The organism is Rhizobium aureum (assembly GCF_030182495.1).
GTDB classification, from domain to species: Bacteria; Pseudomonadota; Alphaproteobacteria; order Rhizobiales; family Rhizobiaceae; genus Rhizobium; species Rhizobium tropici_C.
In genome coordinates, this window is record NZ_JAQJCI010000001.1 from 814,497 (window position 1) to 834,165 (window position 19,669).

Below are 19,669 nucleotides of genomic sequence, written 5' to 3' on the forward strand. Positions count from 1 at the left end.
TGATTGACTAGTATGGTAGTCCACTATATTGAATGCGACATGGCGACGATTGACCACCCAACCCGAACAACGGCGCAACGCACGGACGAGACCCGGACGACCGCATGGTCGCTGGAGCCGACAGTCCCCGTGGGACCGCAAATATATAAAGCCCTCCGCCGGCTGATTGTTCGAGGCGAGTTCAGTCCGGGCACGGCGATGTCGGAAGTGGACATCGCGGGGCGATTTGCCACGAGCCGCCAGCCGGTGCGCGAGGCCTTTATCAAGCTTGCCGAGGATGGTCTGCTCGAAGTCAGGCCGCAGCGCGGTACCTTTGTCCGAAAAATCAGCATCGCTCAGGTGATCGACGCGCGTTTCGTCCGCGAAGCGATCGAGACCCATATCGTACGCGAGCTTGCGGCCAAGAGCGACGCTCGCCTGGTCAGACATCTTCGTCTGCAGCTGGAAGAACAGACGGCAATTCCGATCGACAGGCCCGACGACTTCATGAAATTGGACGAGCAGTTTCATTGGACCCTCGCCGACGCGGTGGGCCGATCCTATGGCTGGAAGGTCATCGAGGACGTGAAGCTGCAGATGGACCGCGTGCGTCACCTCACATTGAGAAGCTTCCCGCAACAAAAGCTCGTGCGACAGCATACCGCCATCGTCGACAGCATCGAACGCTCCGCGCCCGACGAGGCCGAGCGCGAGATGAGGCAGCACCTGCAGCTCATTCTGGAGGATCTGCCGTCGGTCGAGGCGCAATATCCCGATTTTTTCACGCCATCGACCTAGCCGTTTGGCAATCGGCACAGCCAAGGCAGCGGCGGCTGATTGGCTGCTCCATCCTGCCTGACGGAAGATAGCGTCCCAGAAACACAGGAGGGAGCTCATGAAGACGAGAGCTTGCGTGCTTCACGCTCAAGGCGACATACGTATCGAGGAGCGTAAGGTCGGTGCTGTCGGCGACAGCCAGGTCCTGGTGCGTGTCGGTGCCGGAGGGATCTGCGGATCGGATATCCATTATTTCTGGGATGGCGGGATCGGCACGATCCGTGTCACCGAACCGATCATCCTGGGTCACGAGGTCGCCGGCACCGTTGAAGCCGTCGGCGCAAGCGTTGGAAATGTAAAGCCAGGGGATCGGGTGGCGCTTTGCCCGAGCCGGCCCTGCGGCCGCTGCCGTTTTTGTCAGGCCGGACAGCAGCAGCATTGCCTGGAAATGCAGTTCTTCGGAAGCGCGATGCGCAAGCCGCACTGCGATGGCGGCTTTCGCGATCTCATCGTCGTCGAGGATTTTCAATGCGAGCCCGTCGGCGAGGCAGCATTGGACGAGGCAGCCTGTGCAGAGCCGCTCTCGGTCGGCCTTCATGCCATCAACAATGCCGGCAGCCTGCTGGGCAAGAGCGTGGTGGTCATGGGAGCGGGTCCGATCGGTGCCCTTCTGATCGGTGCTGCACGCATGGCAGGCGCGCGTGAAGTCGTTGCCGTCGATCTGGCGGAAGCCCCGTTGAAGGCGGCGAAGAAAATGGGAGCCACCCTGGCCATCAATGGGGGCGACGGCGACCGTCTCGCTGGCTATTCCGAAGACAAGGGATACTTCGATGTCGGTTTCGAATGCACCGGATCCGGCATCGCGCTGGGCAATCTGTTTCCCATCGTGAAGCCGCGCGGCACCATCGTCGCGGTCGGCGTCAGCAACGGCTCGCATATTCCGTTCAATGCCCTGGTCGGAAAGGAAATCCGCCTGGTCGGCACACATCGCTTCCATAGCGAATATACCCTGGCCGCCCGGATGATAGCGGAACGACGCATAGATGTGCGCCCGATCATCACCTCGACGGTGCCGATGGAACACATCCGCGAGGCGTTCGATATCGTCCGCGACCGGACCACGCAAATGAAGGTGCAGCTCAGCTTCGCGACATAAGCAATCAAGGCGCAATGATCGACCATGTGGAGGAGGAGTGAATGGCAGCAATTGATACTCAAGATCCGGCAACCATACGGAAATTGTCGGATGAAGCGACGAGAGTCCTGTTAAACAAGCCCAATACGCTATCCAGCACGCAGGGCGGCTGGATGATGATCGCAACCATTCTCATCGAGGCCTGGGATCTCTATGCCATCGCCTTCGTACTGATCTTCATCAAGACGGATTTCAATCCGACGGCGGCACAGCTCGGTCTTGCCACCGCCGCCGTCCAGGGCGGTGCCCTGATCGGTGCGCTGCTCGGGGGGGTCTTTGCCGATTATTTCGGACGAAAGAAGGTCTTCATCGGCACGATGATCCTGTTCATCGTCCTGGCGCTCGCGCAGGCCTTCGTGCGTGACATATGGGAACTGATCCTCATCCGCTTCCTGATCGGCATTCCGCTCGGCAGCGACATCTCCAACGGCTATGCCTACATCATGGAATCGATGTCCAAGGGCAAGCGCGAACAGATGGGCAGCCGCTGGCAGTTCATGTTCGGGCTCGGCGAGGTATTCGCCATCATCATCATCACGGTGATGTATATCAGCGGCATGGACCATTCGCTGCTATGGCGCGTCGCTCTCGCGCTCGGCGCCGTTCCAGCGGCGATCCTCCTGTTCTGGCGCCTCGACCTGCCGGAGACGCCTCTTTCCCTGCTGCAGCGCGGTCACTTCAGAAAAGCCAAGGAGGTTTCCAAGCGGCTGTTCGACGATCCGCTCGACATGCTTCCGAACCAGGATGTGCAACTCGCCAAGCCCAAGCTCGGCGATTTCCTCAAGGTTATCTGGGCCGATCCGATCAAGAAGCGGGCGACGATCTTCTCGTGGATTTCCAACGCGTGCCAAGGCGCGGAATTCACGGCCTGGGGCTTCTACCTGCCGGTCATCCTGGTGCTGAGCGGTGTCGGTGTGTCGAGCGACGGCAATATTACCGGCACGAACATGGTGACCGCCCTGATCTTCTGCCTTGCGACGATTTCCGGTTATGTGGCGCCTCTCATGCTACCCAAAATCGGCCATCGCGGCGTTGCCATGTGGGGTTTCGGCCTGGCATTCCTCGGCCTTATCCTGGGCGGCCTCGGCATACAATATGATTGGAAGATCATCATCGTCGTCGGAGCCTGCATTCTCATGTGGGGCCATTATTGGGATGCGTCCAACGGCATGACGATATCGTCCATGGTCGCCCCAAGCCGTTTCAAGGCAACGGCTTCGGGATTCGGCTACGTCTTCGTCAAGGGAGCGTCTTTTTTCGGCGCCTTCGTGTTCCCCATCCTCAGCGAGCAGTTCGGCAAGGCTGGCGCGACCTTCTCGGTGGCGATCCTGTCGCTGATCGGCTTCCTCGCGGCCAAGTTCATATTGCCCGAGGTCTATGGCTACGTCGAAACCGAAGAACTATCCGATCCCCGATAGAGGCTTCTGACGACCGATGCCACCGGACCCGAACATCCGGTGGCATCAGGCGCAGGCCATGCTGGTCCTTTGCCCATCGGTAAACTGTTTCGCATTCTTCTATAAAATCATGCGGAGCCGGACGCCGTAACTCGTGCTGCTCATTTGGAGGAAATGAGAAACGCAAAGGTATGGAGGAGCTTATCTTGGCAGCAACCGCAGAGGAAAATACCGCACCATGTTTGCTCATTGGGCATAAAAAAGCTGGCTCCGGGAAACCGTCATTGCTTTGAACTTCGATTTTTTAAGAGAGACTTTCAGGGAGTTCCCATTTCGGGAAATTTCCTTGTTCCCGATATGGGAATATGCTACATACTGCTCATGCAGATCATCGCTAAGTCCACATTGAGGAAGTTTTGGGAAATCCATCCCCAAGCTGAAACCCCATTAAGGACTTGGTACGCAGTGGTCGACAAGGCGATGTGGAGCGGGCCGACCGATGTCAAAATGATGTTCGGAGCGAATGTCGATTTCGTCAGCGATAACCGCATTATTTTCGATATTGGGGGGAACAAATACCGTCTGATTGTCCACGTCGCTTATCCATACCAACAGGTGCTGATCAAATTTGTCGGCACTCGTAAAGAATACGATAATATCAACCCGGAGACCGTGTAATGGACAACATCCGCGTCATCAGGAACGATGAAGACCTTGCCTGGGCTATTGGCGAGGTTGAACAATACTTCGATGCGCCGCCCGATTTTGGCACCCCGGAGGCAGACCGATTCGATATTCTCTCCACTCTCATCGAAGCCTATGAGGATCGTTATTACCCGATCGAAGCTCCAGGGCCGATAGAGCTGATCAAGGCTCACATGGAGATGATGGGCCGCAAGCAGTCCGACTTGGCTGATCTATTCAACTCCAAGTCTCGCGCCTCCGAGGTGCTTAACCGGAGGCGCGCCCTTACAGTGGATATGATCCACAAACTACATAAGGAGTGGGGCATTCCAGCCGATTCCCTCGTGCAGCCATATCATCTTTTAACTGATGCGGCTTGAAGTGCCGCCGACCAAGCCATCCCGATGTGGCGCGTGAACGCGGTACATCAGCCCGAACCCGGCCAGCGGACCAATGCCTTTGAAAGCCTGGGTCCCGGGATTGACGGAACGACGGAAATCACGACAGAGTGCGCCTGTATACCCCTCTCCATCGAGTTGCCCTGGCGTTGGAAGGGCCCGACAGAACCTCGTAGCGAGCAGGAACGATAGCCATGGCCAAGCAGCTTCCCGATATGACAAAGCACCGCGGCTTTCCATCCGGCATGCCGGGAACGGGCATCCAATTCACCATTCGCCGTGCGAATCCAAGGGGTGTCACGCCGATCAAACAGCTCCCGCGCCGCGCGCGACCGGGATCGCAGGAACACCGTGTCGACGCGGCTTTCCTGCACGCGCTCTGGCATCAATTCGGAACCGAACCTTTCGAGCGCGGCAACCTCGACGCGGCCCGCTTGAACCTGCTCTTTGGACGCGAGGTCGTGGCGGCGGACAAGGATTTCGATCCGATGTCCTATGAGGCGATGCTTGTGATCAACGAAAAGCTGGCACGTGAAAATTTTCCGGAAGCCTTCGAAGACGTCATGGAAGTCTAGCGAGCGCCAGCGGGGATTTTGCAGATATTTTGCCCTTGCGGGTCGTTCACGGCCCCTTCCGCAGTCTCCAACGCCACCCACACAGACAACCTCCGTCCCCGTTCTGAACTTCCTTTCGGCAGCCCTAGAACGTGGTGTCCATCAGCTCTCCTGGCGACATTTGGAAAAATGTTTCCGCAAGGAAAGCACCTGTCTGGTTGCCAAAAAACCATAATTGTTCCACCTAAGATCATACATCCAACATTCAATGATCCAGAATCGGGCCAAGATTTGATGCGTATGAAATATGGTTTACTCTGCCTTTTCCTGGCAATTGCTCCGTCGGCATATGCTCTGGAAGCAGGTTCGCCGCCAATTTTGACGCCACTGCCGCAACAGGCGCAGGCCGCTCATTTGAGCGCGGAATTCCTCACCCGTTTCCACTACAGGCCGGTTCCCCTGGATGATGCTTTGTCGGCCAAGGTCATGAACCGGTTCATCAAATCCCTGGATCCGGACCGGATCATCTTCCTGCAGGCGGATATCGACAAGTTCATGGCCGGCAGCACCAAGATCGACGACGCGATCAACCAGGAAGACCTGAATATCCCGTTCTCGATCTTCAACACGTATGAGCAGCGGGTGGTCGATCGCATGAGCTATGCGCGCAGCCTGCTCAAGCAGAAGTTCGATTTCAGCGTGCAGGAAGACTATCCCCTCGTGCGCGACAAGCAGCCGTGGCCGCAATCCGAAGCGGAAAGCAATGACCTGTGGCGCAAACGCGTCAAGAACGACTGGCTGCGCCTGAAATTGGCCGGCAAGGATGATGCCGCCATTCGCGACACGCTTGACAAGCGTTATGAAAACTCGCTCGAGCGGGCCTACAAATACAAGAGCGACGACGTATTCCAGTCGTTCATGGACGCCTATACGACGTCGGTCGATCCGCATACCGACTATTTCGGCGCGACCGCTTCGGCCGAATTCGATATTTCCATGAAGCTCTCGCTGGTCGGCATCGGCGCGGTGCTCCAGGAAAGAGACGATTACACGACGATCCGCGAGCTCGTCGCGGGCGGCCCGGCGCAATTGTCAGGCAAGCTGGCGGTCGGCGACCGTATTATCGGCGTCGGCCAAGGCGAGAACGGTGCAATCAAGGAAGTCGTGGGGACCCGCCTCGATGAAATCGTGCAGATGATACGCGGCGCGAAGGGTTCCGTCGTGCGCCTGGATATCCTGCCGGCCGATGCCGGCCCCGACGGCAAGCATCACGTCATCAGCCTGGTGCGCGACAAGATCAGCCTTGACAAGCAGGCTGCCAAGAAAACCATCCTGTCTGTCAAGGATGGCGATGCCACCCGCAAGATCGGCGTCATCACCCTGCCGGCCTTCTATGAAGATTTCGAAGCGCGGCGAAAAGGCGATAAGGATTACCGAAGCGCGAGCCGTGACGTCGCCAAGCTTCTCGACGAACTGAAGCAGGACAAGGTCGAAGGCGTTCTGATCGACCTGCGAAACAATGGCGGCGGCTCGCTCGCCGAAGCGATCGATCTGACGGGTCTGTTTGTCGGCAAAGGTCCGGTGGTTCAGCAACGCAATGCAGACGGTCAAGTGGAGGTGGAAAACGACGATCTTTCAACCCCCGCCTGGACCGGCCCGGTCGGTGTGCTGATCAATCGCGGTTCGGCCTCGGCGTCCGAGATCTTCGCCGCGGCAATACAGGATTATGGCCGGGGCGTGATTGTCGGCGAACCCAGCTTCGGCAAGGGCACGGTGCAAACCGTTGTCAATCTCGACCAGGTCGCCCATAACGCCAAGCCGAAATTCGGCGAGCTGAAATTGACCGTGGCCCAGTTTTTCCGCGTCGATGGCGGCACGACCCAGCTGCGCGGCGTGACGCCCGACATTAGCCTGCCGGGCCTTTCGGACCCCAAGAGCTTTGGTGAATCGAGCTATGACAATGCCCTGCCGTGGACACAGGTCAAGCCGGCAAAATATACGCCCGCCGGCAACATAAAGGCATTGCTGCCGCAGCTTCAAAGCCGCCATGATGAACGCGTACAGAACGACAAGGATTTCCAGCGCTTTGTCGAAGACATTGCCGTGCTGAAAGCACAGCGAGACAGACAGGTCATTTCTCTCAACGAAACCGAACGCCGCAACGAAATGGCCGCCCAGGCAAATCGCCTGAAGTCGCGCGACCAGATCAACGACGGCGTGGACACTGGAGAGGATGATGGCCTGCAGGCCAACGAGCGCAGCCTGAGTGCCGATATCGCCATCGAGAAAGCCCGCAAGAACGCAAAGGACGTGCTGCTGAACGAGGCAGCCGCGATCCTCGCGGACGAAGCGGACCTGCAGGCTGGAACGCCGAGGACGGCGGCTCAGTAGCGCGGAAACAAAGGGTTTGCACAAGGGAGACATCGCGGTGAACCGCGATGTCTCCCTTGACTGGCGGGCACCGCAATAGGCCTAGGACGTCCCCTCTGGTAACCTGGGCGATGCAACCTGAATGGGTTCAGGCACCGCCGCAGCGGCTCGCAGAACGCCATGAAAGCCGATCCAAAGTGCAATCGAGCCGAGCGCGAAGCTCCCCAAAATAACGAACATCGCGCTGTAACCGATTTCCTGCGCGAGCCAACCACCAATGGCTGGGCTCAAGGATGCGCCGACACCTTGAACGGTCATCACAATGCCCTGGCCGGCATTGATGCGGCCGGTTCCGTTCAGGATGCGCGCGACCAGCGCCGGCACGGCGACACTCTGCAGGCCCGCGCCGACGCCGTCGAGGATTTGGACCGGATAGACGCCCCAGGCGGTAATCAGGTGGGCTGCGACAAAACCGCGGACCGGCAAAGACATGAAGGAGATCAGCAGCACGAGCCACTGCCCTCTCCTTTCCGCCATATGCATCGCAATCAACGAGGTGATGATCATGGTGCCCTGTGCCACCACGACAGTCAGGGCAACGAAGGCTGCGGGATCGCCTCGCTTGGCGGAGACCACGGCGAGCCCGTAGAGCGGCAGCATCGCTCCATTACCGAGATGGAATAATGCGAGAGCACCGGCCAGGATCAGCAGCGGCTTTGATTCCGCAAGCACCGTGAAACCGCTCGGTTTGCGCTGTGCTGCAGTTTCCGTTTTTCCTTGCGGGCCGATCACGGTGAGAACGGCGCCTCGCGCCTCGTTATCGTCGATCGCGGCAGAGGGAATCATCAGAACGGAACCGATGGTGAGCACGCCGAACACGGCGGAAAGCCAGAATACCGCCGTCAGTCCGAACATCCAGCCGAGCCATCCTGATAGCGCGGCGCCGACCAAATTGCCGGCATGGTTGAAAGCTTGGTTGTAACCGGTCTGCCGATTGAAGCCGGCTTGCCGGACGATGCCGAGGGTAATCCCGCTGAGAGCCGGGCCGATCGCGGCACCCGCAACGGCAGTCGCAACCTGGGACAGCGCCACAACCCAGAAGGCCTGTGACAGTAATATGGTCATGGATGCCAGGACGGTACAGATGCCAAGCACGATGATACATGCGCGCTTGTGCGTCGTCTCATCGATGAAGGCGCCGGCCGGCGCCATCATCAGCATGCCGGCAAAGCCGCCGATCGTCATGACCGAGCCGATCGATCCGCTTTGCCAGCCATGCGCGGTCAGGAAGACCCCAAGAAAGGGGCCGATGCCCGCCTGAACATCGGCCATGAAGAAGTTGAGGAGCGCGAGTGGGATGAGTGCGCGGGCTTGCTGGTCAAAAGGAGATGAGCGCGGCAAAGGATAACCATATCGTTCTTGAAATCGTCAGACGAAAAGCACTCGGCCGCAAAAAGGTTCCCGCGGGTGGAGTGCCGCCTGCCCTTAGCAGGCCCGCCTGCGTTTCATCATGGCTTTCAGCCTTTCGGCTCCGACCTCATCGACAGGCGTGTAGACGATCATGCGGTCGTCGTTGCTGGGGCTTGCCCACCAGTTGTTGGATTGCAGCGCAAGGATCGTACCATCGGCAAGACGGAAGCGTTTCACGGCATTCTCGATGCCCTTGAGCTGATAGCGGTCCCATACGATACGGAACTGATCCGAGGCGCTCATATAGCGCTCCAGCTGCCGCTCCCAGACGGGATCGTCGAGATGTTCGGCCATGGAGGCGCGAAACAGGGCAGCCATGTGGGCCAGCATCTCGTCGGGGTCGGCCTGACTTGCGCGCCAGGCAGGATTGACGAGGGACAGATAGATGCAGTTCCGATCTTCAGCCGGGATCGCATGGAGGTCCACTCCGACCAGACGGCGATAGGCTTCGTTGAAGCCACGAATATTGTAGCGTTGCGTCTGGATGAGAGCGGGATAGGGACAGAGTTGATCGAGAATGTGCTGGATTGCCGCGGTCAGCGGCTTGCACACCTGGGGAGAATCGAGCCGGGGCGGAACGGGCAGGTTTGCCAGCCTGAACAGATGCTCGGTTTCGACCTCGTTGAATTCCAGTGCCTGCGCGACGGAAAGCAGCACGCGCGGCGACACGCGGATCGGCCGGCCCTGCTCCAGCTTCGTGTACCAGGTGATGCCGATATCGGCGCGCGCCGCCACTTCTTCGCGCCGCAATCCGGGTGTACGAACTCGCCCGACGCGGCTGAGGCCCAAACGCACGGGATCGAGCGTTTCCCGCCGCCGACGCAGCAGCTCGCCGAGTTCCTGGGCTCGCGACAGCATGTGATTGGGGGCAATATCGAGCGTGCCGTGCATTTTCATTCTCCAGCCTGATACTTTTTATACCAGTCTAAACAGGTATCTTGTACCAGTTTAACATAGGTGTAGAAGACAGTGGACTCAGTTTCGGAAATCCTTTGAGGTCTTCATGTCATCCGCACCAATCCGGCTCGGCCAAGTCGGCCTGATGATCCTGCTTGCCGGGCAATTGCTGCTGCAGCTCGATTTTTCCATCATCAATGTCGGCCTTGCCGCCATTTCCGCCTCGCTGCATGCCGGCGAGACGGAACTCGAGCTCTTCGTTGCCGCCTATGGCGTGGCGTTCGCCGTCTGCCTGGCCATGGGTGCACGCCTCGGCGACAATTTCGGCCGCCGACGCATGTTCGGTCTGGCCGTGCTGCTGTTCTGCCTTGCTTCGCTGCTCTGCGGCGTCGCGACATCCGTCGCCTTCCTCATCGTCGCTCGTACGCTGCAGGGAATTGCGGCGGCGCTGATGGTACCGCAGGTGCTGGCGACGATCCACGTCACGCTTACCGGGCGCGACCACGCCCGCGCGGTTGCGCTCTACGGCGCAATCGGCGGCATCGCCTTCATCATCGGCCAAGTCCTCGGCGGCTTTCTCATCTCCGCCGATATCGCCGGCTCCGGCTGGCGCAGCATCTTCCTCATCAACCTGCCGATCTGCGCCCTGATCCTCTTCTGCATGTGGCGCCACGTTCCGGAGACGCGCGGACAAGGCAGAGTGCCGGTGGATTGGTCCGGCATGATCACGCTGGCATTGCTGACGCTATCGGTGCTGCTGCCGACGGCGCTTGGCCCGTCTCTGCATTGGAACTGGCTCTGCCTGGCGGGTTTCGTGCCGATCCTGCCGCTAACGACGCTTCTCTGGCGCATCGAGCGGGCTAAGGAAGCGCGCGGCGCCTTCCCGATCCTGCCACCGTCGCTGACCCGCATCTCCAGCATGCGCTTCGGCGGGCTGATCGCCATCATTTTCTTCACCTGCTGGAGCGGCTTCATGTTCGTCCTCGCCCTGACGCTGCAGGCGGGCGCCGGCCTGACGCCGCTGCAATCGGGCAATGCACTGATCGCGCTCGGCGGCTCCTATTTCGTCTCGGCCGCCTTCGTCACGCGCCGGCTTGCCGGCATGCGCCGCGAGGCCATGCTGGTGACGGGCTGCCTCATCCAAATGACCGGGCTTGCCCTGCTCATCGTGACGCTGGAAATCGTCTGGCCGCGGCTCGCTGTCATCAATCTCATCCCCTCCACGATCCTGATCGGGTTCGGTCAGGCACTGATCGTCAACTGCTTCTATCGCCTCGGGCTCGCCGATGTGCCGCATGAACATGCAGGAGCAGGCAGCGCCATGCTCGCCACCATGCAGCAGGTTTCGCTGGGCCTCGGGCCAGCGATCCTCGGCGCCGTATTCGCACAGGTCCTGCAATATGACAGCGTCTATCTCACGGCGGGAGTAACGGCCATCGCCGTCGAGCTCGGACTGATGGCCATTCTGCTGCTGGCCACGCTCCTGCGCCTGGCTCGCCAGCGCAGCCTTTCGGAAGAAGACGCCAAAATCGACGAGACGCTGGTCGTGGTGCCCGAATGATGCTCGATGAGGCCGCTGCTGCGCCACCAGTTGCAGCGGCTTTACGCCAGACATGCTTCCATGCCGGGCCTGCCGCCGGCGTAGCCGATCATTCAATTCCGCTCAGCCTGCTTGTCAGTGCCGTTTTCGAATGCCATTGCTCTTGAAACCTCGGATGACAGACAAGCGGCTTTAAATGAAACTGGATGCAATCGACCTGCGGATACTGGATGCCATTCAGCGCGATGGACGCATCACCAAGCTTGCACTCGCCGAAAAGGTCGGCCTCTCGCCGACGCCATGCTGGCTTCGCCTTCGCAAGCTGGAAAAGGCAGGCATCATCACAGGTTACCACGCGCGCCTGTCGCTGCGCCGGCTCGCCCCGATCGCCAATGTCATGGTCGAACTTACGCTTGCCAACCATCGCCAGGCCGATTTCGATCGTTTCGAGCGGGCCGTCGCGGCCATTCCGGAAATCGTTGCCTGCTGGGCCGTCGGCGGCGGCGTCGATTACATTCTGAAGATCATGGCGGCCAATATCGATGCCTATCAACGCCTGATCGACGATCTCCTCGATCGCGATCTCGGTATCGAGCGCTATTTCACCTACATCGTCACCAAGACCGTGAAAGAGGAGACGGTGCTGCCCGTCACGGATCTGCTTTCCCCGGATGTGCCCGGCGGCGAATAGAGAGATTCTCCATCGGCGCCTCTCTCTTTAGGTGCTTTCTCTCTTCCAGCTGCCTGCAATGGACAATCTCTCGCGGCATTCCGTGACAGCATTGGACATCTGGCGACCATCTGGAAAGAAAGACCCGATCATGACTGCGCTCCATGCCCGCGCCACCTATCATGAAGCCCTTTCGCGGCTTAACGACCGTCATTTGCTGCGAGACCTCTCCTATGTCGCCGGCCGCTGGGTCGCCGGCAAGGCCGGCCGCAGCTTCCAGGTCACCGATCCCGCATCCTCCGTAACGCTCGCCTGGGTCACCAGCCTTGACCAGAGAGAAGCTTTCGAGGCCATCGACGCGGCAACGGATGCCTTTGCGGCCTGGCGCTCACTCCTGCCGCAGCAACGAGCGTCGATCCTGCGCAGGTGGTACGAATTGATGATCGAGGCGCGCGAAGATCTGGCGCTGATCATGACTCTGGAGCAGGGCAAGCCGCTCGATGAATCCCGCGGCGAGATCGACTATGCCGCAAGCTTTGTCGAATGGTACGCCGAGGAAGCCAAGCGGATCAATGTCGAAAGCGTGACCAGCCATCTGCCCGACACCGAAATGTTCGTCCGCAGGGAAGCCTTGGGCGTCGTCGGGATCGTCACGCCCTGGAATTTTCCGGCTGCCATGATCACGCGCAAGGCCGCCGCGGCGCTTGCAGCCGGCTGCACGGTCGTTTCCCATCCGTCGTCGGAAACGCCTTTGTCGGCACTGGCGCTCGCCGAACTCGGCGAACGCGCCGGGCTCCCCGCCGGTGTCTTCAACGTACTGACCGGTGATGCCGCAACCATCGTCGGGGCCTTCTGCGACGATCAGCGGGTCAGGGCATTGAGCTTCACCGGCTCGACCGAGATCGGCAGGCTGATCGCCGGCCAATGTGCCGCAAGCATGAAACGGCTCGTCATGGAGCTTGGCGGTCATGCGCCGCTAATCGTCTTCGACGACGCCGATCTCGATCGCGCCGTCGATATCGCCATCAATGCCAAATTCGCGACCTCCGGCCAGGATTGCCTCGCCGCCAACCGCATCTTCGTGCAGCGCCCGATCATGGACGCCTTTGTTGCAGCGTTCGCCAAGCGCGTTGCCGCCTTGAAGGTCGGCCATGGATTGGACGGTGCCGTCGATATCGGGCCTCTCATGCACGAACGCGCCATTACCAAGGTCGAGCAGCATGTCGCCGACGCATTGAAACATGGCGCAAGGCTTGTCGTCGGCGGGAAACGGCACCCGGCCGGGAAGCTGTTCTTCCAGCCGACCTTGCTCGTCGATCCCTCGCCGGACGCGCTGATCATGCGCGAGGAAACATTCGGACCGGTCGCTGCTGTGACCGCTTTCGATAGCGAAGACGAGGTCATCGCCCGGGCCAACGACACCCAATACGGCCTCGTCGCTTATGTCGTGACGGCCAACGGCGCGCGGCAGATGCGGCTCGGCCGGGCGCTCGAATACGGCATGGTGGCCATCAACCGCGTGAAGATCACGGGCGGCCCGATCCCTTTTGGCGGTTGGAAGCAGTCAGGCCTCGGCCGCGAAGGCTCCCGCCATGGCATCGAGGCCTTCACCGAACTCAAATATCTCTGCGTCGACACGACAGCCTGACGCCGCGAATAGAAAAAGAAGGAACGATAATATGCTGGACAAGCGCAACGAACTGAACGCCTGGGACAGGGACCATTTCTTCCATCCCTCGACTCATATGGGCATGCACGCTCGTGGAGAGACGCCGACCCGCGTCATCGCCGGTGCCGACGGCGTCTACATCACGGATACCGCCGGCAAGAAGAGCCTCGATGCCTTTGCCGGCCTTTACTGCGTCAATGTCGGTTACGGCAGGCAGAAAATCGCCGATGCGATCGCCGAGCAGGCAAGGAACCTCGCCTATTACCATGCCTATGTCGGCCACGGCACGGAAGCTTCCATCACGCTTTCGAAGATGATCATCGATCGCGCGCCTGAGGGTATGAGCCGCGTCTATTTCGGTCTTTCCGGGTCTGACGCCAACGAGACCAACATCAAGCTGATCTGGTACTACAACAATATCCTCGGCCGACCGGAAAAGAAGAAGATCATTTCGCGCTGGCGCGGCTATCATGGCTCCGGCGTCATGACGGGCAGCCTCACCGGCCTCGAACTGTTCCACAAGGCCTTCGACCTGCCGCGCGCGCCGATCCTCCACACCGAGGCGCCCTATTTCTTTCGCCGCGCCGACCGCTCGATGACCGAGGAACAGTTCGCGCAGCATTGTGCCGACAGGTTGGAGGAGATGATCCTCGCCGAAGGTCCGGAAACGGTCGCAGCTTTCATCGGCGAGCCGATCCTCGGAACCGGCGGCATCGTTCCGCCGCCGAAGACCTATTGGCAGAAGATCCAGGCCGTCCTCGACAAATATGACGTGCTGCTCGTTGCCGACGAGGTCGTCACCGGCTTCGGCCGTCTCGGCACGATGTTCGGCTCAGATCATTACGGCATGAAGCCGGATCTGATCACCATCGCCAAGGGCCTCACGTCTGCCTATGCGCCGCTTTCGGGCAGCATCGTCTCCGACAAGATGTGGCAGGTGCTTGTCCAGGGATCCGATCAGCTCGGCGCCATCGGCCATGGCTGGACCTATTCCGCCCATCCGATCTGCGCGGCTGCCGGCATCGCCAATCTCGAGCTGGTCGACGAACTCGGCATCGTCGAGAATGCGGGCTCGACCGGTGCCTATTTCCGCTCTGAACTTGCCAAGGCCGTCGGCGGCCACCGGCATGTCGGCGAGGTTCGTGGCGACGGGCTGATGGCAGCAATCGAATTCGTCGAGGACAAGGACGAGCGCAAGTTCTTCGATCCCGCGCAGAAGATCGGTCCGCAGGTGGCGGCGGCACTGCTCGAGCGCGGCGTCATCGGCCGCGCCATGCCGCAGGGAGACATCCTCGGCTTTGCACCGCCGCTGTGCCTGACCCGCGAGGAAGCCGATACCGTCGTCAAGGCAGCGGCAGGCGCCATCGAAAGCGTATTTTCGAACCGCTGATCCGATCCTGACGAGACGACCCTATACACCCTACGCCGATGGCGGGGCCCGTTGTTGACAATAGGCCCCGCCATTGCATTCGGACGTCGCCATCCGGCACCGAATGGTGTACATGGATTCCTGTAATTGTACCGGATCAATCCATGTATCGTCATGATTCAAAAAGCCAGGACAATGGCGCTTGGAAACCTGTCCTCCAGCATCGCAAGGGTGCGACCAAGCACAAGCTGCTCACCGACAAGATTATATCCGACATCGATGAGGGTATTCTGCCGGTGCACGCGCAGATGCCGACGCATCGCGATCTCGCGCACGCATTGGGAATTTCGGTGCAAACCGTGAGCCTGAGTTACAAGGAGGCGGAGCGGCGCGGCTATCTGCGCGGAGAGGTTGGGCGTGGCACCTTCGTGCGCAGCCGTGTCACCGAACGCGCCGACAGCTTCATGCTCGATCGCGATCCGAGCGGCAGCGCCGATCTTTCCATAATAAGGGCCGTCTATACCGAGGCACATGAGCGCTCGGCTCGCGAGCTCATGCAGGCACTTGCGGAAAGCGACAATAGCAGCTTCATGCGGCCCTGCCGTCCGATCGCCGGCCTCGATGCTCATCGCGCGGCAGCACAGGTCTGGCTCGCCGGCTTATCGGTCACAACCGATCCGGATCGCATCCTCATCACCAACGGCGCGGCGCACGGCCTCTTCCTTGCCGTCGCCTCGGTCGTTCGGCCAGGCGAGGTGGTCCTGACCGAGAGCTTGACCGATCACGGCATCATCGGTCTTGCCAATGTTCTGGGCTTCACGCTGCGTGGCCTTCCGACCGATCGCGAGGGTATCCTGCCGGACGCCTTCGAGGCGGCTTGTGCCGTCGGCGACGTGACAGCGCTTGTCATCGTTTCCTCGCTCGGCAATCCCACCAGCCACGTCATGGGAACAGAACGCCGGCGCGCAATTGCCGATATCGCCCGCCGGCACGGCATCTTCGTCATCGAGGATGAGGTCTATAAGCCGATGCTGCGCGATCCCCTCCCCTCGATGGCGGACCTCATACCGGAGCTCGGTTTCTTCGTAACCAGCTTCACCAAATCCGTGATGACGGGACTGCGCATCGGCTATCTCGTCGTGCCCGCCCACTATTCGATCCGCGCCGCTTCGATCCTGCGCGTCACCGGATGGAGTGCAACCAACGTCGTTGCCGAAATGGCGTCGCGCTGGGTGCTGGATGGAACGGCGGAAGCCCTGCTTGCCGTCCAGCGAAACGAGGCGGAGGCCCGGCAGGCGATCGTCTCCGATGTGCTGGCGCCGTTCGTCGCCGGCAGCCATCCGCTGTCGCTTTGCGCCTGGCTGTCTGTTCCCGAACGTTGGACCGAGGAAGGCCTCGTGCGGGCGCTGGCCCGCAAGGGTGTGGCGGTAACGCCATCCGATCCGTTCGTCGCGGGTGGAGAGCGGCCGGTCGGCGGTATCCGCATCTGTCTCGGCGGCCGCCTCTCGCATTCCGCTCTTCGCTCGGCGCTCGAAACCGTTCGCGGCACGTTCGAACAGCTGCCGCCCGTCTTCGATGTGGGATCGATCGTTTAACCTTGCCGCAGGTCGATCTTTCAAAGGATCGAGCCCAGAAATTCCTTGGTGCGCTCTTCCTTCGGCGCGCTGAAGATCTCTTCCGGCTTGCCCTGTTCGCAGATGCGGCCCTTGTCGAAAAAGCAGACGCGGTCGGAGACTTCGCGGGCAAAGCGCATTTCGTGTGTGACCAGCAGCATGGTCAGATCGTGTTCATGTGCGAGATCGCGGATGACGCCGAGCACCTCGCCGACAAGCTGCGGATCGAGCGCCGATGTCGGCTCGTCGAACAGCAGCACGCGTGGTCGCATGGCGAGCGCACGGGCGATCGCGACGCGCTGCTGCTGGCCACCAGATAACTGGCTCGGATAATGATCCTTCTTCTCCGAGAGCCCGACCATGCGCAAAAGCTCGACCGCGCGGCATTCGGCCTCCGCCCGGCCAAGTCCGAGCACGCGTGTCGGCGCCTCGACGACATTGCGCAGCACGGTCATATGCGGAAACAGATTGAAGCTTTGGAAGACCATGCCGACATGGGTACGGATCTGGCGCAGATGCGCCTCGCTGGCGAGGAAACGACCACGGCCGTTGTCCTGATGATAGGACATGCCGGCCAGATGCAGGGTTCCCTCCTGGAAGGGCTCGAGCGTCATCAGGATGCGCAGGACAGTTGATTTTCCGGAGCCGGAAGGGCCGATCAATGTCACCTTCTCGCCGGGCGTGACGTCGAAGCAGAAATTGTCGAGCACGGTGAGGTGGCCGTAGCGCTTGGTCACATCTTGAAAGCGGATCAATGGTTGCGTCATTTGAGAGCAATTCCGTTTTTCGGCAACGCCTTTTCGAGCCAATGAATGGCCGCCGAGCAGACGAGCGTGAGGATGAGAAAGATCAGGCCGACAAGGGAAAGCGGCACCAGATACTCGAACGTCCGATCCCCGATGAGATTGGCGAGGTTGAGCATGTCGACCACCGTGACGACCGAAAGCACGGGCGTTTCCTTCAGCATGGAGACGAGATAATTGCCCATAGTCGGAACGATGCGAGGAATGGCCTGAGGGATGATGATATCCCAATAGGCGCGGCCGCGGCTGAGATTGAGCGCCGTCGCAGCTTCCCATTGTCCGAGCGGCACGGCATCCAGACCGCCGCGATAGACCTCCGACGTATAGGCGGAATATTGCAGCCCGAGCGCCAGCGCGCCGGTCAGGAAAGCAGGTAATACGATGCCGTAGATCGGCAGGACATAATAGAGGAAGAAGAGCTGGACGAGCAGTGGCGTATCGCGCAGGAACTCGATGACGAAAGCCGTCGGCCAGGAGATCGCCACAAAGCGGCTACGCCGCAGCAAGGCGAAGACAAGGCCGAGAACAAGCGCGATCGCAAAGCCTGCGGCTGCCGCCTCCAGCGTGACGATGAGGCCGATGCCGAGGATCGGCAGGATCGACAATGCGAAGGACAGCGTCGTCGACGTATCCCAGGTGAAGCCATACATCATGCCGGCGTCCTCCCCGGGAAAGCGGCGCCACGACGAAGAACGGTCTCCAGCCAGCGCATGAAGGCAACCAAAATGAGAGCCATGATGAAATATCCGATGAGCGTCAGCGAGTAGATCGTCACGCTGTCGAGCGTGATGTTGCGCAATTGCTGCGCCTGGAAGGTGAGATCGCTGATCGAAATGAGCGACACCAAGGCGGTGTCCTTCAGATTCTGAACGGCGAGATTGCCGAAGGCCGGCATCATTTCGACCACGGCCTGCGGCAGGACGATATGGAAGAGCGCTTGGCTCTGCTTGAAATTCAGGGCGCGCGCCGCTTCATGCTGCGTATCGGGGACCGCCTGCAGCGCGCCGCGCACCACCTCCGCGCCATAGGCGCCGATGTTGAGCGCCAGGCCAGCGATACCCGTGGTGATGGGATCGAAGGAGATCCCGATCAGCGGCAGCGCGTAATAGAGCCAGAAAAGCTGCACCAGAAGCGACGTGCCGCGAAAGATCTCGATATAGACGATCGCGATCGCGGAGAGCAGCCGCCCTCCGGCAAAGCGAGCAAGACCAGCGGCAAAGGCGAGGATTGCGCCGAGGAACATCGAGGCTACGGCGATGAGTGCTGTCACCTCCGCGCCCTTCAGCAATGCCGGCAGATAATGTGTCCAGCTCATGTCCGGGTCACCTCCGTTCCAAAATGGGAGGGGCCGAACGACCCGGCGATCGTCTGCAGACGGCCGCCAGATCGTTCTTGACTATCGATAGGTTCATTTGCCCGCGCACAGGTCTTCGGTGCTCTTCGTGCGTGCGGCCTCGACGCTTTCGGCGCTGAGACCGTAGGACATCAGGATCTTCTTGTAGTCGTCGGTCTTCTTGAAGGCTTCGAGAGCGGTATTGAAGGCCTTGTAGAGCTCCTTGTCCTCGGGCCGGAAATCGAAGCCGCCATAGCTTCTGACGGACTTTCCGTTGATCACCGGATCGGTGAAGGGCTCGGCATGCTCGACATTCGTGCTGCCCTGAACGAGCTTGGCGACAGTCAGCTCGGTTGCCGCATAAGCATCGGCTCGGCCGGTCTGGATCGTGGAAAGCGCATCCGCATTCGCCTGGATCATGACGATCTGGGATTCCGGAATGCCGAGACCATGGAAGAAATCGAGCTGATCGGCACCCGATACTATCGCAACTTTCAGCGACGGATCCTTCTTGATATCCTCATAGGAATGCAGCTTCTTCGGATTGCCCTTCGGCACCAATAGTCCCTCGCCGTAGCTCGAATTCGGCGTGGTGAACTGCACCTGCTTGCAGCGCTCGGGCAGGATGTTCTGCTCGGCGGCGACGAAGTCGAAGCGCTTGGCCTTCAGGCCGGGGATCAGCGAGCCGAAAGGCGTCACGGTCCAGTCGACTTCCTTGACACCCATCGACTTCAGAACGGCAGCGGCAACATCGGGACCAATGCCCTTGGCGGCACCGCTCTCGTCCATATAGCTATAGGGAACCTCGTTGGCGCTGGCGCCACGGATGTAGCCATCCTTCTTGATCTGCTCGAGGCTAGCGGCATGGGCTGAAACGGCGAGGCCAAGGGTCAGGCCCGTGGCGGCGAGGCTGCGGTAAAAATTCGATCTCATGGTTCACTCCTCTGTGGT

At 60.2% G+C, this 19,669-nt stretch carries 18 protein-coding genes; 12 read left to right on the forward strand and 6 right to left on the reverse strand.

Going from position 1 to position 19,669, the window contains the following annotated elements; all coding sequences use genetic code 11:
• The first annotated feature begins 12 nt into the window (after nucleotides 1–12).
• From PH552_RS03840 to PH552_RS03870, 7 genes are all read left to right on the forward strand, one after another.
• Complete coding sequence (locus tag PH552_RS03840) at nucleotides 13–777, forward strand: GntR family transcriptional regulator (protein WP_483315473.1); 765 nt, start codon at nucleotides 13–15, stop codon at nucleotides 775–777.
• Nucleotides 778–874: 97 nt separating this feature from the next.
• The gene (locus PH552_RS03845; RefSeq protein ID WP_285165515.1) at nucleotides 875–1,912 is read left to right on the forward strand and encodes an L-idonate 5-dehydrogenase; all 1,038 of its coding nucleotides are present in this window, start codon (nucleotides 875–877) and stop codon (nucleotides 1,910–1,912) included.
• Between the two features lie 41 nt (nucleotides 1,913–1,953).
• Nucleotides 1,954–3,369, forward strand: coding sequence for an MFS transporter (locus PH552_RS03850; protein ID WP_285165516.1), 1,416 nt, complete (start codon nucleotides 1,954–1,956; stop codon nucleotides 3,367–3,369).
• Between the two features lie 360 nt (nucleotides 3,370–3,729).
• Nucleotides 3,730–4,026, forward strand: coding sequence for a type II toxin-antitoxin system HigB family toxin (locus PH552_RS03855; protein ID WP_113249073.1), 297 nt, complete (start codon nucleotides 3,730–3,732; stop codon nucleotides 4,024–4,026).
• On the forward strand, nucleotides 4,026–4,412 hold the full coding sequence (locus tag PH552_RS03860) for a helix-turn-helix domain-containing protein (RefSeq protein ID WP_285165518.1): 387 nt from the start codon (nucleotides 4,026–4,028) through the stop codon (nucleotides 4,410–4,412). The genes PH552_RS03855 and PH552_RS03860 overlap by 1 nt, the downstream gene beginning before the upstream one ends.
• Nucleotides 4,413–4,624: 212 nt before the next feature.
• Nucleotides 4,625–5,005 (forward strand): hypothetical protein, encoded by a 381-nt coding sequence (locus tag PH552_RS03865; RefSeq protein WP_112345713.1) that lies wholly within the window; start codon nucleotides 4,625–4,627, stop codon nucleotides 5,003–5,005.
• Between the two features lie 273 nt (nucleotides 5,006–5,278).
• The gene (locus tag PH552_RS03870; protein ID WP_113248900.1) at nucleotides 5,279–7,375 is read left to right on the forward strand and encodes a carboxy terminal-processing peptidase; all 2,097 of its coding nucleotides are present in this window, start codon (nucleotides 5,279–5,281) and stop codon (nucleotides 7,373–7,375) included.
• Between the two features lie 81 nt (nucleotides 7,376–7,456).
• On the opposite strand, the gene PH552_RS03875 is transcribed toward PH552_RS03870, so the two are convergent.
• Both PH552_RS03875 and PH552_RS03880 read right to left on the reverse strand, forming a co-directional pair.
• The gene (locus PH552_RS03875) at nucleotides 7,457–8,755 is read right to left on the reverse strand and encodes an MFS transporter (RefSeq protein ID WP_285165519.1); all 1,299 of its coding nucleotides are present in this window, start codon (nucleotides 8,753–8,755) and stop codon (nucleotides 7,457–7,459) included.
• 84 nt (nucleotides 8,756–8,839) lie between these two features.
• Entirely contained in the window at nucleotides 8,840–9,715 is an 876-nt protein-coding gene (locus tag PH552_RS03880) for a helix-turn-helix transcriptional regulator (protein ID WP_285165520.1), read from the reverse strand.
• Between the two features lie 112 nt (nucleotides 9,716–9,827).
• Between PH552_RS03880 and PH552_RS03885 the strand changes: the two genes are divergently transcribed.
• From PH552_RS03885 to ehuR, 5 genes are all read left to right on the forward strand, one after another.
• Entirely contained in the window at nucleotides 9,828–11,282 is a 1,455-nt protein-coding gene (locus PH552_RS03885; protein WP_169645382.1) for an MFS transporter, read from the forward strand.
• 175 nt (nucleotides 11,283–11,457) lie between these two features.
• Nucleotides 11,458–11,952, forward strand: a complete 495-nt coding sequence (locus PH552_RS03890; protein ID WP_112345708.1) for an Lrp/AsnC family transcriptional regulator — start codon at nucleotides 11,458–11,460, stop codon at nucleotides 11,950–11,952.
• Nucleotides 11,953–12,082: 130 nt separating this feature from the next.
• Nucleotides 12,083–13,579, forward strand: coding sequence for an NAD-dependent succinate-semialdehyde dehydrogenase (locus PH552_RS03895; protein WP_285165521.1), 1,497 nt, complete (start codon nucleotides 12,083–12,085; stop codon nucleotides 13,577–13,579).
• Nucleotides 13,580–13,610: 31 nt separating this feature from the next.
• Nucleotides 13,611–14,990: an aspartate aminotransferase family protein gene (locus PH552_RS03900; protein ID WP_181592463.1), complete on the forward strand. Its 1,380-nt coding sequence runs from the start codon at nucleotides 13,611–13,613 to the stop codon at nucleotides 14,988–14,990.
• A gap of 143 nt (nucleotides 14,991–15,133) precedes the next feature.
• A complete protein-coding gene (gene ehuR / locus PH552_RS03905; RefSeq protein WP_112345705.1) occupies nucleotides 15,134–16,564 on the forward strand; it encodes a MocR-like ectoine utilization transcription factor EhuR in 1,431 nt (476 codons plus the stop codon).
• 20 nt (nucleotides 16,565–16,584) lie between these two features.
• Here the strand turns inward: ehuR and ehuA are convergent, their stop codons facing one another.
• From ehuA to ehuB, 4 genes are all read right to left on the reverse strand, one after another.
• Complete coding sequence (gene ehuA / locus PH552_RS03910) at nucleotides 16,585–17,349, reverse strand: ectoine/hydroxyectoine ABC transporter ATP-binding protein EhuA (protein ID WP_112345704.1); 765 nt, start codon at nucleotides 17,347–17,349, stop codon at nucleotides 16,585–16,587.
• Nucleotides 17,346–18,038 (reverse strand): ectoine/hydroxyectoine ABC transporter permease subunit EhuD, encoded by a 693-nt coding sequence (ehuD, locus tag PH552_RS03915; RefSeq protein WP_112345703.1) that lies wholly within the window; start codon nucleotides 18,036–18,038, stop codon nucleotides 17,346–17,348. Before ehuD ends, ehuA begins: the two co-directional genes overlap by 4 nt.
• On the reverse strand, nucleotides 18,035–18,700 hold the full coding sequence (gene ehuC, locus PH552_RS03920) for an ectoine/hydroxyectoine ABC transporter permease subunit EhuC (protein ID WP_112345702.1): 666 nt from the start codon (nucleotides 18,698–18,700) through the stop codon (nucleotides 18,035–18,037). Before ehuC ends, ehuD begins: the two co-directional genes overlap by 4 nt.
• Before the next feature lie 93 nt (nucleotides 18,701–18,793).
• The gene (gene ehuB, locus PH552_RS03925; protein ID WP_112345701.1) at nucleotides 18,794–19,651 is read right to left on the reverse strand and encodes an ectoine/hydroxyectoine ABC transporter substrate-binding protein EhuB; all 858 of its coding nucleotides are present in this window, start codon (nucleotides 19,649–19,651) and stop codon (nucleotides 18,794–18,796) included.
• Nucleotides 19,652–19,669 lie beyond the last annotated feature (18 nt).

Excerpts from the sequence above, each read along its gene's own strand:
- PH552_RS03865 (WP_112345713.1), top strand. The coding sequence starts at position 4,625 with ATGGCCAAGCAGCTTCCCGATATGACAAAGCACCGCGGCTTTCCATCC.
- PH552_RS03840 (WP_483315473.1), top strand. The coding sequence starts at position 13 with ATGGTAGTCCACTATATTGAATGCGACATGGCGACGATTGACCACCCA.
- PH552_RS03860 (WP_285165518.1), top strand. The coding sequence starts at position 4,026 with ATGGACAACATCCGCGTCATCAGGAACGATGAAGACCTTGCCTGGGCT.
- ehuR (WP_112345705.1), top strand. The coding sequence starts at position 15,134 with ATGTATCGTCATGATTCAAAAAGCCAGGACAATGGCGCTTGGAAACCT.
- PH552_RS03855 (WP_113249073.1), top strand. The coding sequence starts at position 3,730 with ATGCAGATCATCGCTAAGTCCACATTGAGGAAGTTTTGGGAAATCCAT.
- PH552_RS03870 (WP_113248900.1), top strand. The coding sequence starts at position 5,279 with ATGCGTATGAAATATGGTTTACTCTGCCTTTTCCTGGCAATTGCTCCG.
- PH552_RS03895 (WP_285165521.1), top strand. The coding sequence starts at position 12,083 with ATGACTGCGCTCCATGCCCGCGCCACCTATCATGAAGCCCTTTCGCGG.
- PH552_RS03845 (WP_285165515.1), top strand. The coding sequence starts at position 875 with ATGAAGACGAGAGCTTGCGTGCTTCACGCTCAAGGCGACATACGTATC.
- PH552_RS03850 (WP_285165516.1), top strand. The coding sequence starts at position 1,954 with ATGGCAGCAATTGATACTCAAGATCCGGCAACCATACGGAAATTGTCG.
- ehuC (WP_112345702.1), bottom strand. The coding sequence starts at position 18,700 with ATGAGCTGGACACATTATCTGCCGGCATTGCTGAAGGGCGCGGAGGTG.
- ehuD (WP_112345703.1), bottom strand. The coding sequence starts at position 18,038 with ATGATGTATGGCTTCACCTGGGATACGTCGACGACGCTGTCCTTCGCA.
- ehuA (WP_112345704.1), bottom strand. The coding sequence starts at position 17,349 with ATGACGCAACCATTGATCCGCTTTCAAGATGTGACCAAGCGCTACGGC.
- PH552_RS03900 (WP_181592463.1), top strand. The coding sequence starts at position 13,611 with ATGCTGGACAAGCGCAACGAACTGAACGCCTGGGACAGGGACCATTTC.
- PH552_RS03890 (WP_112345708.1), top strand. The coding sequence starts at position 11,458 with ATGAAACTGGATGCAATCGACCTGCGGATACTGGATGCCATTCAGCGC.
- ehuB (WP_112345701.1), bottom strand. The coding sequence starts at position 19,651 with ATGAGATCGAATTTTTACCGCAGCCTCGCCGCCACGGGCCTGACCCTT.
- PH552_RS03885 (WP_169645382.1), top strand. The coding sequence starts at position 9,828 with ATGTCATCCGCACCAATCCGGCTCGGCCAAGTCGGCCTGATGATCCTG.
- PH552_RS03880 (WP_285165520.1), bottom strand. The coding sequence starts at position 9,715 with ATGCACGGCACGCTCGATATTGCCCCCAATCACATGCTGTCGCGAGCC.